Annotated in this window: 15 protein-coding genes; 7 read left to right on the forward strand and 8 right to left on the reverse strand. The window is 59.4% G+C overall.

Annotated features, from left to right (window positions below):
- The 3 genes from M9827_RS24550 to algW all read right to left on the reverse strand — a co-directional run.
- The coding region (locus M9827_RS24550; RefSeq protein ID WP_250607643.1) for a DUF4198 domain-containing protein at positions 1-477 on the reverse strand (477 nt) is incomplete at its 3' end.
- A gap of 12 nt (positions 478-489) precedes the next feature.
- Positions 490-2595, reverse strand: a complete 2106-nt coding sequence (locus M9827_RS24555; protein ID WP_250607645.1) for a TonB-dependent siderophore receptor — start codon at positions 2593-2595, stop codon at positions 490-492.
- An 88-nt stretch (positions 2596-2683) separates the two neighbouring features.
- Positions 2684-3841 (reverse strand): Do family serine endopeptidase AlgW, encoded by a 1158-nt coding sequence (gene algW / locus M9827_RS24560; protein ID WP_250607647.1) that lies wholly within the window; start codon positions 3839-3841, stop codon positions 2684-2686.
- Between the two features lie 103 nt (positions 3842-3944).
- Here algW and M9827_RS24565 point away from each other — a divergent pair, with 103 nt between their 5' ends.
- The 3 genes from M9827_RS24565 to cysN all read left to right on the forward strand — a co-directional run bounded on the left by M9827_RS24565 (position 3945) and on the right by cysN (position 7775).
- A complete protein-coding gene (locus tag M9827_RS24565) occupies positions 3945-4703 on the forward strand; it encodes a Nif3-like dinuclear metal center hexameric protein (RefSeq protein ID WP_250607649.1) in 759 nt (252 codons plus the stop codon).
- 246 nt (positions 4704-4949) lie between these two features.
- Complete coding sequence (gene cysD / locus M9827_RS24570; RefSeq protein WP_007912374.1) at positions 4950-5867, forward strand: sulfate adenylyltransferase subunit CysD; 918 nt, start codon at positions 4950-4952, stop codon at positions 5865-5867.
- Between the two features lie 9 nt (positions 5868-5876).
- Positions 5877-7775, forward strand: a complete 1899-nt coding sequence (gene cysN, locus M9827_RS24575; protein WP_250607651.1) for a sulfate adenylyltransferase subunit CysN — start codon at positions 5877-5879, stop codon at positions 7773-7775.
- Between the two features lie 178 nt (positions 7776-7953).
- Here the strand turns inward: cysN and yihG are convergent, their stop codons facing one another.
- Genes yihG through M9827_RS24590 form a run of 3 tightly spaced genes read right to left on the reverse strand, consistent with a single transcriptional unit; the run spans position 7954 to position 11343 of the window.
- Complete coding sequence (gene yihG, locus M9827_RS24580; RefSeq protein ID WP_250607653.1) at positions 7954-8856, reverse strand: 1-acylglycerol-3-phosphate O-acyltransferase, YihG family; 903 nt, start codon at positions 8854-8856, stop codon at positions 7954-7956.
- Positions 8857-10956, reverse strand: a complete 2100-nt coding sequence (gene pta / locus M9827_RS24585) for a phosphate acetyltransferase (protein ID WP_250607656.1) — start codon at positions 10954-10956, stop codon at positions 8857-8859.
- A 60-nt stretch (positions 10957-11016) separates the two neighbouring features.
- Positions 11017-11343, reverse strand: coding sequence for a DUF3565 domain-containing protein (locus M9827_RS24590; RefSeq protein ID WP_250607658.1), 327 nt, complete (start codon positions 11341-11343; stop codon positions 11017-11019).
- Between M9827_RS24590 and M9827_RS24595 the strand changes: the two genes are divergently transcribed.
- The 3 genes from M9827_RS24595 to M9827_RS24605 all read left to right on the forward strand — a co-directional run bounded on the left by M9827_RS24595 (position 11312) and on the right by M9827_RS24605 (position 13702).
- Positions 11312-11797 carry an FKBP-type peptidyl-prolyl cis-trans isomerase gene (locus M9827_RS24595; RefSeq protein WP_108591397.1) on the forward strand — a complete coding sequence of 162 codons (486 nt, stop codon included), beginning with the start codon at positions 11312-11314 and terminating at the stop codon, positions 11795-11797. The two genes, M9827_RS24590 and M9827_RS24595, sit on opposite strands and share 32 nt — an antisense overlap.
- A gap of 124 nt (positions 11798-11921) precedes the next feature.
- Positions 11922-12404 (forward strand): glutathione peroxidase, encoded by a 483-nt coding sequence (locus M9827_RS24600; protein ID WP_250607660.1) that lies wholly within the window; start codon positions 11922-11924, stop codon positions 12402-12404.
- Between the two features lie 194 nt (positions 12405-12598).
- A complete protein-coding gene (locus M9827_RS24605; protein ID WP_250607662.1) occupies positions 12599-13702 on the forward strand; it encodes an NADH:flavin oxidoreductase in 1104 nt (367 codons plus the stop codon).
- Between the two features lie 136 nt (positions 13703-13838).
- Here M9827_RS24605 and M9827_RS24610 read toward each other — a convergent pair whose 3' ends face one another.
- Both M9827_RS24610 and cysZ read right to left on the reverse strand, forming a co-directional pair.
- A complete protein-coding gene (locus M9827_RS24610; protein ID WP_250607664.1) occupies positions 13839-15038 on the reverse strand; it encodes a glycosyltransferase family 4 protein in 1200 nt (399 codons plus the stop codon).
- A gap of 54 nt (positions 15039-15092) precedes the next feature.
- Positions 15093-15845: a sulfate transporter CysZ gene (gene cysZ / locus M9827_RS24615; protein WP_250607666.1), complete on the reverse strand. Its 753-nt coding sequence runs from the start codon at positions 15843-15845 to the stop codon at positions 15093-15095.
- A gap of 311 nt (positions 15846-16156) precedes the next feature.
- On the opposite strand from cysZ, the gene trxB reads away from it, so the two are divergent.
- Positions 16157-17119 carry a thioredoxin-disulfide reductase gene (gene trxB, locus M9827_RS24620; protein ID WP_007912350.1) on the forward strand — a complete coding sequence of 321 codons (963 nt, stop codon included), beginning with the start codon at positions 16157-16159 and terminating at the stop codon, positions 17117-17119.
- Positions 17120-17319 lie beyond the last annotated feature (200 nt).

Genomic DNA, 17319 nt, shown 5'->3' on the forward strand with positions numbered 1-17319 from the left:
CGGCAATGACTTGCCCGGCCCAACGGTCAACGGATCCACCTCAGGCAAAATCAGCAACTTGATCTGATCCAGCTTGGGCAACTTCGCGCCCGGCTGATAAATCGCCAGGCTGTATTTGAACGTCTCCGTTGCTTCAACCGCGCCCGGGACTTTGCTGCGGCCTTCGTTGATCCATTTTTTGTCAGCCGTCTGCGACCACATGCCATTGTTCAGCGCTACCGCCATCACTGCGGGGGCCTTCAGTGGTTTCAGTCGTGCGTGATCGGCCAGGCGCTCGACGCTGACCGGAATCATCTTGCCGCCCGCGTCATATGCCCAGGCGCCGCTGATCTTCTGCGCCTTGAACGCATTGTCCTCAGCGCCATGACCGTAGACCACTTCGATATTGCCGCGCCGTTGCTCAGTCCACAGGCCATGGGCCGAGACCTGGCCTGCGAACAGCGCGGCGATGAGCACAAGGGATTTGCCGTATTGCATGGTGACGTCCTTTTACAGGTTGAGTGTCAGGCTGACGGTGAAATTGCGCGGCTCACCGGGGTTGACCCAGTAGTTGCTGTAGGCGCGCTCGTAGTATTTTTCGTCGAACAGGTTGTTCAGATTGAGGCCGACAGTCACGTTGTCGCTGGCCTTGTAATGCGCCAGCAAGTCGACGGTGTGATAGGCCGGCAATTCGAAGTCGCTGCCGGATTCTCCCGAGCGATCGCCGACATAGGTGAACGCCGCGCCGACGTCCGAGCCGCGCAAATGGCCATCCTGAAACTCATAAACCCCGAGCAGACTGCCGCTGCGTTTGGCCACGCCAAGGATGCGGCTACCAGTGGGAATCACCGCGTCGCCCTTGGTAACTTCGGCGTCGATGTAAGCGAACGCACCGATCACCCGCACGGCGTCGGTCACTTGCCCACTGACTTGCAGATCGAAACCGCGACTGCGTGCCTTGCCCATCGCGCGGCTGGTGTCGGTGGCCGGGTCGAGGGCGAGGACGTTTTCCTTATCGATGTGGAAGAAGGCGAGGGTGCTGCTCAGGCGCTCGTCGAACAGCTCGTTCTTGATCCCGACTTCGTAACCGACGCCTTCCTCCGGATCGAAGGATTTGCCGGCGGCGTCGAGGCCGTTGTTCGGTTTGAACGAGGTTGAGGCGTTGGCGAACAGGCCCGTTTGTGGCGTCAATTGATAGAGCAGGCCGAGCCGCTGGGTGAGGGCGTCGTGACGTTGGTCGCTGGTGGCGTTGCGGCTGTGGTCGTCAATGTTCTGATCAAAATGCTCGAAACGTGCGCCGATCATCCCGCGTAGTTTGTCGGTGAAGATGATCTGGTCCTGCAGGTTCAATGCATGACTTTCGACGTGCTCGAAGAAGTCAGTACCCGAGCGCGCGCCGTTGGGTTTCGGCTGGCCATAGATCGGCTTGTAGATGTCGATGGCGTAAGGGCCACCGGCAATGGTGGTGACACGCTCGTTCTTGCGGAAGTTTTCGTACTCGGTGCCGATCAGCAGTTCGTGTTGCCACGGGCCGAGGTCAAACAGGCCGCGCAGTTCCAGTTGGGTAATGCTGTCGTGCCAATTGGTGTCACGCTCGCGATAGCGGCGGTTGACGGTGTGGCCATCGGCGTTCAAAGGGCGATTTTCCGAAGCATCGCCCCAGAGTTTGCCTTCCTTGTAGTGACTGGCCAGGCGCAGCTTCCAGCTGTCGTTGAGGTGATGTTCCAGTGTGGCCTGAAGCAGATTGTTGTGGTTATCGACGTTGCCGTCGTTGGGTTCGCCGAGGAAGGTCGAGCGTGAAACACCGCTCCATTTATTATTGGGCGCGACGATGCCGCGATCGAAGGTGGAGCTGTGACGGACGATTTCACTTTCTACCAACAGCGAAGTATCCGGGTTCAATTGCCAACTGATTGAGGGCGCAACGAACACGCGTTGGCTGTCGACGTGATCGCGGAAACTGTGGTTGTCCTCGACCGCGAGGTTGATCCGCGACAGCACGTCGCCCTGCTCATCCAGCGGGGTGTTGACGTCCAACGCGGTGCGATAGCGATCCCAACTGCCGGCGCTGGTTTGCAGGGTGGTGAAGGCTTCGGGCTGGGGTTTTTTGGTGACGATGTTCACCGTACCGCCGGGATCGCCGCGACCGTAGAGGCTGGCGGCCGGGCCTTTGAGCACTTCGATGCGCTCGATATTTGCCGCGTCGGGTGTACTTGGATAACCCCGATTGGCACTGAAACCGTCCTTGTAGAACTCCGACGTGGTGAATCCACGCACGCTGTATTCGTAGAGCGTCAGGCCGCCGAAGTTGTTTTGCTTGGATACGCCGCCAGCGAAATCCAGCGCGCGTTCGACGCTGGTGCTGCCCAGATCCTTGAGCACACTGGCGGGTACCACGCTGATCGCTTGCGGAATATCGCGAATCGCCGTGTCGGTTTTGGTCGCGCTGGCCGAGCGTGTGGCGCGGTAGCCTCTGACCGGGCCGGTGGGAGACTCGTAGTCGGAGATGACGCTGATGGCGTCGAGTTCGAGCGGCTTGGGTTCTTCGGCGAACGCTGGATCGACCAGCAAACCCAGGCTCAGGCCGAGCAGGGAGGCCTTTGTTCGAGACGACATGTTATGTTGTTCCAATTGTCAGAATTGAAACAATATAACATGCCTTTTGAGAATGTCTTTTATCCGCGCACCTGGCGCGGAAAAAGTTTTACTCTTGTTTTTCCTGCACTGGAGCCGGTGGCGGACGCAGGCCGATTTCAGCGGTGAGCTTCAGCTCTTTACCGTTGCGCATCACCTGAATCGTCACTTTGTCGGTCGGTTTGATCCGCGCGACCTGGTTCATCGACTTGCGACCATCACCGGCCGGTTCGCCATCGATGCTCAGAATCACGTCGCCCAGTTGCAGGCCGGCCTTCTGCGCCGGGCCATCGCGGAAGATCCCCGCAACGACAATCCCCGGACGCCCGGACAAGCCGAACGACTCAGCCAGTTCCTGAGTCAGCGGCTGTACTTCAATGCCCAGCCAGCCGCGAATCACCTGACCGTGCTCGATGATCGACTTCATCACTTCCATTGCCAGCTTCACCGGTATCGCAAAGCCAATGCCCTGCGAGCCGCCGGATTTGGAAAAGATCGCCGTGTTGATACCGGTGAGGTTGCCGTTGGCATCGACCAGCGCACCGCCGGAGTTGCCAGGGTTGATCGCCGCGTCGGTCTGGATGAAGTCTTCATAATTGTTCAGACCCAACTGGTTACGCCCGGTGGCGCTGATGATGCCCATGGTCACGGTCTGGCCGACGCCGAACGGGTTGCCGATGGCTAGCGCGACGTCGCCGATGCGAATGCTGTCGGAGCGGCCCACGGTGATGGCCGGCAAGGTTTTCAGATCGATTTTCAACACCGCGAGGTCGGTTTCCGGGTCACTGCCGATGACGCGGGCGAGGGTTTCACGGCCATCCTTCAGGGCCACGACGATTTGGTCGGCGCCGCTGGTTACGTGGTTGTTGGTCAGAATGTAGCCTTCCGGGCTCATGATCACGCCGGAGCCGAGGCTCGATTCCATGCGCTTCTGCTTCGGCGAGTTGTCACCGAAGAAGCGCCGGAACTGCGGATCCTCAAACAGCGGATGCGCCGGTTTGTTGATGACTTTGGTGGTGTAGAGGTTGACCACCGAAGGCGCGGCAATGGTCACCGCATCGGCATAGGACACCGGGCCCTGCTGCACACTGGTGGTTTGCGGGGCCTGTTGCAGGTTGACGTCGAGGCTCGGAAGCCCGACCCACTGCGGGTAACGCTGAATAATCAACAGAGCGATAAGCACACCGGCCAACAACGGCCAGCCGAAAAAACGCAGCGCCTTGAGCATTAAGCACGTCCTGGAAAAGTTGCAGGCGGGGTCAGACCGCCCATAATGTCGCGCATTATACGAGGCCGCGCGTGCCTCTGAACGGGATATTTAGGAGTCTTTCATGGCCGTTGCCCTCAGCACCCTCGTCGAAGAAGCCGACCGTTACCTCAGCAGTGCAAAAATTTCCGATTATTGCCCCAACGGCCTGCAGGTCGAAGGCCGGCCGCAAGTGATGCGCATCGTCAGCGGCGTCACCGCCAGTCAGGCCTTGCTCGATGCCGCCGTCGAAGCCGAGGCTGATCTGGTGCTGGTGCATCACGGTTACTTCTGGAAGGGCGAAAACCCGTGCATCACCGGCATGAAGCAGCGTCGACTGAAGACATTGCTCAAGCACGACATCAGTCTGCTCGCCTACCATTTGCCACTGGATCTGCATCCTGATGTTGGCAATAACGTGCAGCTTGCTCGCCAACTCGACATCACGGTCGAAGGGCCGCTGGATCCGGACAATCTGAAAATTGTCGGCCTGGTCGGTTCGTTGAATGAGCCAATGACCGCGCGCGATTTCGCCCGCAAGGTGCAGGAGGTCATGGGCCGCGAGCCGCTATTGATTGAGGGCAGCCCGATGATTCGTCGGGTTGGCTGGTGCACCGGCGGCGGTCAGGGCTACATCGATCAGGCCGTCGCGGCAGGTGTCGATCTGTACCTGAGCGGTGAAGCCTCCGAGCAGACTTTCCACAGCGCCCGCGAAAACGACATCAGCTTCATCGCCGCCGGTCATCACGCCACAGAACGCTACGGCGTACAGGCATTGGGCGATTATCTGGCGAAGCGCTTCGCCCTCGAACACATCTTTATCGATTGCCCGAATCCGATCTGACGAGCACCACTCCCCTGTGTAGGAGCTGCCGAAGGCTGCGATCTTTTGATCTTGTTTTTTAAAAGACCAGATCAAAAGATCGCAGCCTTCGGCAGCTCCTACAGGGGGCATCGCCCAAACGAGTGGGCATATTCATATGCCCTTTCGTTCTAGCTGGCGTCCTGATTAGAAGAAGGTCGCTGTGCTAGGATTCCCCGCTCGAACACGGCCCGCTGGCCGTTCATAAGAAAGCTTTCGTGAGTAGCCATGGTCGACAAACTGACGCATCTGAAACAGCTGGAGGCGGAAAGCATCCACATCATCCGCGAGGTGGCCGCCGAGTTCGATAACCCGGTGATGCTGTACTCCATCGGTAAAGACTCCGCCGTGATGCTGCACCTGGCACGCAAGGCGTTCTTCCCGGGCAAACTGCCGTTTCCGGTGATGCACGTCGACACCCGCTGGAAATTCCAGGAAATGTACAAGTTCCGCGACAAGATGGTCGAGGAATTGGGCCTGGACCTGATCACCCACATCAACCCCGATGGCGTGGCGCAGAACATCAACCCGTTCACCCACGGCAGCGCCAAGCACACCGACATCATGAAAACCGAAGGCCTGAAGCAGGCACTCGACAAGCATGGTTTCGACGCAGCCTTTGGCGGCGCCCGTCGCGATGAAGAAAAGTCCCGCGCCAAAGAGCGCGTGTACTCGTTCCGCGACAGCAAGCACCGCTGGGACCCGAAAAACCAGCGTCCAGAGCTGTGGAACGTCTACAACGGCAAGGTCAACAAGGGCGAATCCATCCGTGTGTTCCCTCTGTCGAACTGGACCGAGCTGGACATCTGGCAGTACATCTACCTCGAAGGCATCCCGATTGTGCCGCTGTACTTCGCTGCCGAACGCGAAGTGATCGAGAAGAACGGCACGCTGATCATGATCGACGACGAGCGCATCCTCGAGCACCTGTCCGATGAGGACAAGGCACGCATCGTCAAAAAGAAAGTGCGTTTCCGCACCCTTGGCTGCTACCCGTTGACGGGCGCGGTGGAGTCCGAGGCCGAAAGCCTCACGGACATCATTCAGGAAATGCTCCTGACGCGAACTTCCGAGCGCCAGGGCCGTGTCATCGACCACGATGGTGCCGGCTCAATGGAAGACAAAAAACGTCAAGGCTATTTCTAAGGGGCTGTCATGTCGCACGTATCTGATTTGATCAGCGAGGACATCCTCGCCTACCTGGGCCAGCACGAACGTAAAGAGCTGCTGCGCTTTTTGACCTGCGGTAACGTCGATGACGGCAAGAGCACCCTGATCGGGCGCCTGCTGCACGACTCGAAGATGATCTACGAAGATCACCTCGAAGCGATCACCCGCGACTCGAAGAAAGTCGGCACCACCGGTGACGACATCGACCTGGCATTGCTGGTCGACGGTCTGCAGGCCGAGCGCGAGCAGGGCATCACCATCGATGTCGCCTACCGCTATTTCTCCACCGCCAAACGCAAATTCATCATCGCCGACACCCCCGGCCATGAGCAGTACACGCGCAACATGGCCACCGGTGCGTCCACCTGTGACCTGGCGATCATCCTCGTCGACGCCCGTTACGGCGTTCAGACCCAGACTCGTCGCCACAGCTTCATCGCCTCCCTTTTGGGGATCAAACACATCGTCGTCGCCATCAACAAGATGGACCTGAAGGACTTCGATGAGGGCGTGTTCGAGTCGATCAAGGCTGACTACCTGAAGTTCGCCGAAGGCTTGAAGATGAAGCCGACCAGCATGCACTTCGTGCCAATGTCTGCCCTCAAGGGCGACAACGTGGTGAACAAGTCCGAGCGCTCGCCTTGGTACACCGGCCAGTCGCTGATGGAAATTCTCGAGACCGTGGAAGTCGCGGGCGATCGCAACTTCACCGATCTGCGTTTCCCGGTGCAGTACGTCAACCGTCCGAACCTGAACTTCCGTGGTTTCGCCGGCACCCTCGCCAGCGGCATCGTGCACAAGGGCGACGAAGTGGTTGTGTTGCCGTCGGGCAAAAGCAGCCGCGTGAAATCCATCGTCACCTTCGAAGGTGAGCTGGAACACGCCGGCCCTGGTCAGGCTGTGACGCTGACCATGGAAGACGAAATCGACATCTCCCGTGGCGACCTGTTGGTGCATGCCGACAACGTGCCGCCGGTCACCGACAGCTTCGAAGCGATGCTGGTGTGGATGGCTGAAGAGCCGATGCTGCCGGGCAAGAAATACGACATCAAACGCGCCACCAGTTACGTGCCGGGCTCAATTGCCAGCATCATCAACAAGGTCGACGTGAACACTCTGGAAGAAGGCCCGGCGAGCGCTTTGCAGCTCAACGAAATCGGCAAGGTGAAGATCGCGCTCGACGCGCCGATTGCCCTCGACGGTTACGAAAGCAACCGCACCACCGGCGCGTTCATCGTCATCGACCGCTTGACCAACGGCACTGTCGGCGCTGGCATGATCGTCGCTCAACCTGTGACGCATGGCACGGCCACGCATCACGGCAAACTGGCGCATGTGGCCACTGAAGAACGCGCCCAGCGTTTCGGTCAGCAACCGGCCACCGTGCTGTTCAGCGGCCTGTCGGGCGCGGGCAAGAGCACGCTGGCCTATGCGGTCGAGCGCAAGTTGTTCGACATGGGCCGTGCGGTGTTTGTGCTGGACGGTCAGAACCTGCGTCAGGACCTCAACAAAGGTCTGCCACAGGATCGCGCCGGCCGTACCGAGAACTGGCGTCGTGCCGCGCACGTGGCGCGTCAGTTTAACGAAGCCGGTCTGTTGACCCTGGCTGCGTTCGTCGCCCCAAGCGCAGAAGGTCGCGAGCAGGCCAAGGATCTGATCGGCAAGGATCGCTTGCTGACCGTTTACGTGCAGGCCTCGCCGGCCGTGTGCGCCGAGCGTGATCCGCAAGGTCTGTATGCCGCCGCTGGCGACAACATCCCGGGCGAATCTTTCCCTTACGACGTGCCGCTGAATGCCGATCTGGTGATCGACACGCAGACACTGAGTCTGGAAGACAGCGTCAAGCAAGTGCTGGAACTGCTGCGTCAGCGTGGCGCGATCTAAGGCAGAAGCAGCTGCAAGCTTCTAGCTTCTAGCTGCAAGAAAAAGCCCGTCGATGAGTGATCATCGGCGGGCTTTTTTGTCGCTTTGAGAATGTCAAAAGATCGCAGCCTTCGGCAGCTTCTACAGGGTCTACGCCGATCTAATGTAGGAGCTGCCGAAGGCTGCGATCTTTTGATCTTTAATTCTTTGGGTATTGGCGGTGCATCTGTTCGAGCAACGCATCCTTGTCCAGCCACAGCTGGTTGATCCAGCCCTGAAACTGCAGGCGATACTCGCCGTCCTGATCGTAGTTTTTGCCAATGAATTGCTGAGGAATCTTCAGCTCTTCAAAGTGCACCACCACATCGCGCACATTGCCGCAGAGCAAGTCCCAGAACCCTGGACGGCCGGCCGGGTAGTGAATCGTCACGTTGACGATCGACTCCAGTTGCTCGCCCATCGCATCCAGCACAAAGGCGATCCCGCCAGCCTTGGGCTTGAGCAAATATTTGAAGGGCGATTGCTGTTGCGCATGCTTGCCTTCGGTAAATCGCGTGCCTTCGACGAAGTTGAAAATCCCCACCGGGTTGTTGCGAAATTTCGCACAGGTCTTGCGGGTAGTTTCCAGGTCTTTGCCTTTCTTCTCCGGATGCTTGGCCAGATACGCCTTGGAGTAGCGCTTCATGAACGGAAAGCCCAGCGCCCACCACGCCAGACCGATTACCGGAACCCAGATCAGTTCCTGTTTGAGAAAGAACTTCAGCGGTTGGATCTTTCGGTTGAGCACGTATTGCAGCACCAGAATATCCACCCAACTCTGGTGGTTGCTGGTGATCAGGTACGAGTGCTGGTAGTCGAGGCCTTGCAGGCCGCTGATGTGCCAGCGCGTGCGCCGTACCAGGTTCATCCAGCCCTTGTTGTTGCTGATCCACGCTTCGTGGGTATGGCTCATCAGCCAAAGCGAGGCGCGTCGGGCAAGGTCGAACGGCAGCACTTTGATCAGCGCTACGCAGAACAGAAACGAGCACAGCAGAATCGTATTGAGTGCCAACAGCAGCGAGGCGATCACACCGCGCACGGGTGCAGGTAGAAAATCCAGCATTTACACATCCATAGGTCGGTTGGCGGCTTGAATCGCGGTGAGGGCGATGGTGTAGACGATGTCATCGACTTGCGCGCCGCGCGGCAAGTCATTCACCGGTTTGCGCAAGCCTTGCAGCATCGGCCCGAGGCTGACGCAATCGGCGCTGCGTTGTACGGCTTTGTGCGTGGTGTTGCCGGTGTTCAGATCGGGGAAGACAAACACCGTGGCACGACCGGCCACCTGACTGTTCGGTGCCAGTTGCCGAGCGACGTCGGCGTTGGCGGCGGCGTCGTATTGCAGCGGGCCGTCGATCAGCAGCGAGTGCTGTTGTTCGTGGGCGAGCAGGGTGGCCTCGCGGACTTTCTCGACTTCTTCGCCAGTGGCCGATTCGCCACTGGAGTAGCTGATCATCGCCACGCGCGGGGTGATGCCGAATGCGGCCGCCGAGTCAGCGCTTTGCAGAGCAATCTCGGCCAGCTCGGTGGCGCTCGGGTGCGGGTTCATCACGCAGTCGCCGTAAACCAGTACTTCCTCCGGGAAGAGCATGAAGAACACCGACGACACCAGCGTGCAGCCCGGTGCGGTTTTAATCAGTTGCAGCGCCGGGCGGATGGTGTTGGCGGTGGTGTTGATCACGCCTGAGACCAGGCCGTCGACTTCATCCAGCGCCAGCATCATGGTGCCGATCACCACGGTGTCTTCCAGTTGCTGCTCGGCCATCGGCGCGTTGAGGCTTTTAGTCTTGCGCAGGGCGACCATCGGCTCGACGTAGCGCTCGCGGATCAGGTCCGGATCGAGAATCTCCAGGCCGGGCGGCAGCACGATGCCTTGGGCGCGGGCGACCGCTTCGACGTCTGCAGGTTTGGCCAGCAACACGCAACGGGCAATCCCGCGTTCCTGACAGATCGCCGCCGCTTGCACGGTGAACGGCTCGCTGCCTTCGGGCAGGACGATGCGCTTGTTCGCCGCTTGTGCGCGCTGAATCAATTGATAACGGAACACCGCCGGCGACAGGCGCATTTCCCGTGGTGTGCCGCAGCGCTGGTGCAGCCACTTGGCGTCGAGATGGCTGGCGACGAAGTCGGTGATGATCTCCGCACGCTCGCGGTCGTCGATGGGGATTTCCTTGTTCAGGCCGTTGAGCAGGTTGGCGGTGTCATAGGAGCCGGTGCTCACCGACAACACCGGCAGACCGGCCTGCAACGCGCCACGGCACAGATCCATGATGCGCGGATCGGGCAGGGTGTCGCTGGTCAGCAGCAGACCGGCCAGCGGCACGCCGTTGATTGCTGCGAGGCTGACGGCGAGGATGATGTCGTCGCGATCGCCCGGTGTCACCACCAGCACGCCGGGCTTGAGCAGTTCAACGGTGTTGCGCATGGTCCGCGCGCAGATGATGATTTTGGTCATGCGCCGGGTTTCGTAATCACCGGCATTGAGCACTTGTGCGCCCATCAGGTCGGCGACGTCGCGGGTACGCGGCGCGTTGAGTTCCGGCTGATAGGGAATGCAGCCGAGCAGGCGGAAATCACCGCTGCGCAGCAACGGCGAATGTTCCTTCAGACGCGCAGCGAAGGCGTCCATGCTCTCGTCGGTCTTGACCTTGTTGAGGATCACCCCGAGGACTTTCGGGTCTTTCGGGCCACCGAACAATTGCGCCTGCAATTCGACCCGGCCGGAGAGTTCGGCGAGCACTTCGTTTTCCGGTGCCGAGACCAGAATCACCTCGGCATCCAGACTCTTGGCCAGGTGCAGATTGACCCGCGCGGCGTAACTGGCGCTGCGGGTCGGCACCATGCCTTCGACAACCAGCACGTCTTTGCCGATGGCGGCTTGCTGATAGAGGGTGATGATTTCTTCGAGCAGTTCATCGAGCTGACCATCGCCGAGCATCCGCTCAACGTGGGCCAGGCCCAGTGGTTGCGGAGGTTTCAGGCCGTGAGTGCGCGACACCAGTTCAGTCGAGCGCTCAGGGCCGGTGTCGCCCGGATGCGGCTGGGCAATCGGTTTGAAGAAGCCGACTTTCAGCCCGGCTCGCTCAAGCGTGCGCACCAGCCCGAGGCTGATGGAGGTCAGACCCACACCAAAATCGGTGGGCGCGATAAAAAAAGTTTGCATGCGAATTCTCTAAAGTTGCATGGCAATGGTGGCGTTCTATACGTGACCGCCTACCGAAATTCAGTCGCCAAGGTTATCGTTAACCGGGCCTTGTGCGCACCAACCACAGGCAAAGGGTTGGCCTATTTTTTCAATACGTTGCGCCGCATCAAGAACCCAGGCGCGCGATTGCCAGGGCGGCTGGTGGCGCAGGTGCTGGGTGTGGCCACAGGAAAGCTCGACCACCCAGTGACCGTCCTCGTCCTGATGAAAGCCTGCGATCGTCGAAACCCGTTTGTCCGGGTTGTGTTCGCTTTCGCGCGATTGCTTCGCTAAACTTGGCCTTTCTATATTCTTATGCAAAAGGTCTCGCCCCATGCTGATCGCCGCCAATAAGGCTGTCTCCATCGACTATACCCTGACCAACGACGCTGGTGAGGTCATCGACAGCTCCGCCGGCGGCGCTCCGCTGGTCTACCTGCAAGGCGCAGGCAACATCATCCCGGGCCTGGAAAAAGCTCTGGAAGGCAAAGCTGTCGGTGACGAGCTGGAAGTCTCCGTTGAGCCGGAAGACGCTTACGGTGAATACGCCGCTGAGCTGGTCAGCACCCTGAGCCGCAGCATGTTCGAAGGCGTTGACGAGCTGGAAGTCGGCATGCAGTTCCACGCTTCGGCGCCGGACGGCCAGATGCAAATCGTCACCATCCGTGACCTCGACGGCGACGACGTTACCGTTGATGGCAACCACCCACTGGCTGGTCAGCGCCTGAACTTCAAAGTGAAGATCGTTGCTATCCGTGACGCCAGCCAGGAAGAAGTCGCTCATGGCCACGTCCATGGCGAAGGTGGCCATCACCACTGATTTTCTGCGCTAAGCTTCGAGTTACTGGAGAGGCGCCTGCGGGCGCCTTTTTAGTCCGCGGCTGTCCTTGGTGACCTCGCCAAGTGGCTGTTTCGAGTAGAACACGGGAATCTTGGAGTTCGTCATGAGTGCTTTTCACGACCTTAAGTTGACAGCCCTGGATGGTCAGGAGCTACCGCTGGCACCGTTCAAGGGCCAAGTCGTGCTGGTGGTCAACGTCGCCTCCAAATGCGGCTTGACGCCACAGTATGCGGCGCTGGAAAACCTCCATCAGCAATTCAAAGGCAAAGGCTTTAGCGTGCTGGGCCTGCCGTGCAACCAGTTTGCCGGTCAGGAGCCGGGTACCGAACAAGAGATCAAGGATTTCTGCAGCCTCAACTATGGCGTGACGTTTCCGTTGTCGAGCAAGCTTGAAGTCAACGGTCATGATCGTCACCAGCTCTATCGTCTGCTGGCAGGCGAGGGCGCCGAGTTTCCCGGTGACATCACCTGGAACTTCGAGAAGTTTCTGCTCGGCAAGGACGGCCGGGTGCTGGCCCGGTTCTCGCCGCGCACGGCGCCAGATGATCCGACCATTGTTCATGCGATTGAAAAAGCGCTGAGCTGAAACAGCAAGATCAAAAGATCGCAGCCTTCGGCAGCTCCTACAGGTGGCCTCAAACCCCGTGTAGGAGCTGCCGAAGGCTGCGATCTTTTGCTTTGCGTCTTTTAATCCTTAATCACCCAAATCAATAGTGCTGTTCAAAGGGTTCGCGTCTCCATATTATCGCCGTCATAAAGCCTTCTCTGTGGAGCCCTTCGATGCCCGTTCAAGCCTTGTTCAAACCGTTCCAACTCGGTGCCCTCGAACTGCCGACCCGCGTGGTCATGGCGCCGATGACTCGCTCGTTTTCTCCAGGCGGCGTGCCTAATTCGAAAGTCATCGAGTACTACCGTCGTCGCGCGGCCGCCGGTGTTGGCCTGATCATCACCGAAGGCACCACCGTTGGCCACATAGCCTCCAACGGCTATCCGAACGTGCCGCAGTTCTTCGGTGACGCGCCATTGGCCGGTTGGAAGAAAGTCGTTGATGCGGTTCACGCCGAAGGTGGCAAGATCGTTCCGCAACTGTGGCACGTCGGCAGCGTGCGCCGCATCGGCACCGAGCCGGACGCCAGCGTGCCGGGTTACGGCCCGTCGGAAAAACTCAAGGACGGTCAGGTCGTGGTACACGGCATGACCAAGCAAGACATCCAGGACGTCATCGCGGCTTTCGCCCAAGCGGCCAAGGATGCACAGAACATCGGCATGGACGGCGTGGAAATCCACGGCGCCCACGGTTACCTGATCGACCAGTTCTTCTGGGAAGGCAGCAACCAGCGCACCGACGAATACGGCGGCAGCCTGGCCAACCGTTCGCGTTTCGCCATTGAATTGATTCAAGCGGTGCGTGCGGCGGTCGGCGAAGGCTTCCCGATCATTTTCCGTTTCTCGCAGTGGAAGCAGCAGGATTACACCGCGCGTCTGGTGCAAACCCCAGAGGCGTTGGGTGAATTCCTCAAGCCGCTGTCCGATGCTGGCGTGGATATTTTCCACTGCTCGACGCGTCGCTTCTGGGAACCGGAGTTCGAAGGTTCCGAACTGAACCTGGCGGGCTGGACACGCAAACTGACCGGCAAACCGACCATCACCGTAGGCAGCGTAGGCCTGGATGGCGAGTTCCTGCAGTTCATGGTCAACACCGATAAAGTCGCGCAACCGGCCAGTCTGGAGAACCTGCTGGAGCGTCTGAACAAAGAGGAGTTCGATCTGGTGGCGGTGGGCCGTGCGTTGCTGGTCGATCCGGACTGGGCGCAGAAAGTCCGTGAAGGGCGTGAACAGGATATTTTGCCGTTCAGCCGTGAGGCGTTGATGACGCTGGTTTAAGCGGCCCTTTCACTGGCCCCTTCGCGAGCAGACTCGCTCCCACAGGTTTCTCTGCTGTTCACAAAATGTGTGTTCACCGAGGATCCCCTGTGGGAGCGAGGCTGCTCGCGAAAGCTGTTCTAAGGTCAGCAAAGATTCAAGGCAATGTCTGCGCATTCGGGACGACCTGCTCGCCCACACAAGCCCCGCGCAAGTGCTTTTCAAACTGCTCGATAACCGCCGGCCAGCCTTGGCGACTCGCATGCTGCCGCGCATTCAGGCGCACACAGCGCAGCCGCTCATCCTCTTCCAGTAACCATGCAGCGGCATCGCAAAACGCCTCTTCATCTCCGGGCATCGCCAATACGCCGTTGTAACCGTGGCGAATATGTTGCGCCGCCGCTGCCTGATCGTAAGCCACCACACCCAACCCGGAGGCCAACGCTTCCAGCACTACGTTGCCGAAAGTCTCGGTCAGGCTGGGAAACAAAAATACGTCGCCAGAGGCGTAATGCGCCGCCAACGCTTCGCCGCGCTGCGCGCCGCAGAAAATCGCCTCGGGCACCTCCTTTTCCAGCGCCAGCCGCTGCGGCCCGTCACCGACGACGATCAGTTTCAGATTGCGCTGTGGATAAGTGTCCCGCAGTTTTTCGAAGCAGCGCTTGAGCAGGCCAAGGTTCTTCTCCGGCGCGAGGCGTCCTACGTGAATCACCGCAATGTCCTGCTCGGACAGGCCCCATTGCTCACGCAAGGCATTCAGCCGTTTGCTCGGGTGAAACAATTGGCTGTCCACGCCACGCGACAACAGCGCCAAGCGCTCGAAATGCCGTCGCTCCAATTCCAGCCGCTGGCTGACGCTCGGCACCAACGTCATCGCCGAGCGATTGTGAAACCAGCGCAGATAATGCGTGAGCATTCGCGTCAACAGACCGAGGCCATACTGACTGGTGTATTGCTGAAAGTTGGTGTGAAACCCGCTGACCACCGAAATCCCCAAACGCCGCGCCGCCCGTAACGCCGACAAACCGAGCGGCCCTTCCGTGGCGATGTACAACACGTCCGGACGCTGACGTTTCCAGCGTCGCAGCAGCTTGTGCATCGACGACTGACCCCATTGCAGCCCCGGATACCCCGGCAATGGCCAGCCGCGACACAACAGCAACGCGTCATCTTCACTGCGCTGTGGATCACCGGCCTGACGCGGGCGCACCAGTTCCACTTGGTGGCCACGCGCGCGCAAGCCATCGCACAAGCGGCCAAGGGTATTGGCCACCCCGTTGATTTCCGGTGGGAAGGTTTCGCTGATCAGGGTGATGTGTAGAGCTGTCGTCATGACCTCAGTGTCGACTGAGGCCATGTCGTGCTTGTGACGTTCGGATGATGGATTTGTGACGCGCTATCGGTCAGTGGCTCAGCGCTGAGTCACGAGGTTTTCTGAACCGCGTTCGCGCACCCAGAACAGCGTCGCCCCGGCCACAGCTGCTGGCATCATCAAGATGTTGACCACCGGAATCAGCAGTACCAGATAGACGATCCCGCCAAAACTCATGCTCTGCCAGCGCTTCTGCCGCAGCCAGGCGAGCATCTCGTTCCAGCCCAGCTTGTGGTTGTCCGCCGGGTAGTCGATGTACTGGATCGCCATCATCCATACGCCGAACAGCAGCCACAGCGGCGCGGCGATGATGTTAACCACGGGGATGAACGAGAGAATGAACAGGCCGATGGCACGCGGCAGGAAGTAGCCGAGTTTGCGCATTTCCCGGGCGAGGGTGCGCGGGATCATCGCGATCAGTTCGCCCCAGCTGAATGCCGGAAAATCATCGGTGCCGCGCACCACCACTTCCACTTTCTCGGCAAGGAAGCCGTTGAACGGCGCGGCGATCACGTTGGCCAGCATCGTGAAAGTGAAAAACACCATCAGCGCCACCAACACCACAAACAAGGGCCAGAGGATGTAGCTGAGGAAACTCAGCCATTCGGGCAGCGATGGCATCAGCGTATCGACCCACAGGCTGAACTGGTGGCCGGCCAGATAGATCAATCCGACGAACAGCACCAGGTTGATCGCCAGCGGCAACAACACGAACAGGCGCAAGCCGGGGCTGAGGACCAGTTTGAGGCCTTCGCGCAGGTATTGCGGGCCGGACAGAACAGGGGCGGGCATAAGGTGCTCCGAGCAAGGGAAAACGCGCCGACCTTACCGGCTTTGCACCAGTGGTGAAAGCGCGGCAGAGTGATCGACATGCACTGTAACAAAGACGTCCATCTCGTCAGTGTGTCGGCATAGAGACCACCTATGAGCTGGATTGTTAAACCGTATTTCCTTAATCTTGCCCCCCTCGATACGCTGCACCCAACTTTTTACAGGACTGTCGAGCTCAAGCCTTCCCCAAGGTTTTCCACGGTCCTTTTTTATTCCCGCCGGCAGTCCGGCGATCCGCGCCCGTTTTTCGGCCCGGTCAACAGGAGCAGGTCATGTCTGAAGTCCGTCATTCGCGAGTGATTATTCTCGGTTCCGGCCCTGCCGGTTACAGCGCTGCGGTATACGCGGCCCGCGCCAACCTCAAGCCACTGCTGATCACTGGCATGCAGGCTGGCGGTCAACTGACCACTACCACCGAAGTCGACAACTGGCCGGGCGACGTTCACGGCTTGACCGGTCCAGCCCTGATGGAGCGGATGCGCGAGCACGCCGAGCGTTTTGAAACCGAGATCGTTTTCGATCACATCAACGCTGTGGATTTCGCTGCCAAGCCTTACACCCTGACCGGTGACAGCGCGACCTACACCTGCGACGCCCTGATCATCGCCACTGGTGCCAGCGCGCGTTACCTGGGCCTGCCGTCGGAAGAAGCATTCATGGGCAAAGGCGTTTCGGCCTGTGCGACCTGTGACGGTTTCTTCTATCGCAACAAGCCAGTGGCTGTGGTCGGCGGCGGCAACACTGCGGTTGAAGAAGCACTGTACCTGGCCAACATCGCCAGCACCGTGACCCTGATCCACCGCCGCGAAACCTTCCGCGCTGAGAAGATCCTGATCGACAAGCTCAACGCCCGTGTGGCCGAAGGCAAGATCATCCTCAAGTTGAACGCCAACCTTGACGAAGTCCTGGGCGACAACATGGGCGTGACCGGTGCGCGTCTGAAGAATAACGACGGCAGCTTCGACGAAATCACCGTCGACGGCGTGTTCATCGCCATCGGCCACACCCCGAACACCTCGCTGTTCGAAGGTCAGTTGACCCTCAAAGACGGCTATCTGGTCGTGCACGGTGGCCGTGAAGGTAATGCCACTGCAACCAGCGTCGAAGGCATCTTCGCTGCCGGTGACGTGGCTGACCACGTTTACCGTCAGGCCATCACCTCGGCCGGCGCCGGCTGCATGGCGGCACTGGACACCGAGCGTTACCTGGACGGTCTGCAGAACGCTTCGTTCTAAATCGCAGACATAAAAAAACCGGCCACATTGGCCGGTTTTTTTGTGCCCGAGAATCACAGTCACCACAGATCAAATGTGGGAGCGAGCCTGCTCGCGAATGCGGTTTATCCGTCGACATCAATGTTGAATGTCAGTCCGTATTCGCGAGCAGGCTCGCTCCCACAGGGGATTGTGGTTGGCTATGGAATCAGCGGCGGGGG

This window comes from Pseudomonas sp. AKS31 (assembly GCF_023634765.1).
Classification (GTDB): Bacteria; Pseudomonadota; Gammaproteobacteria; order Pseudomonadales; family Pseudomonadaceae; genus Aquipseudomonas.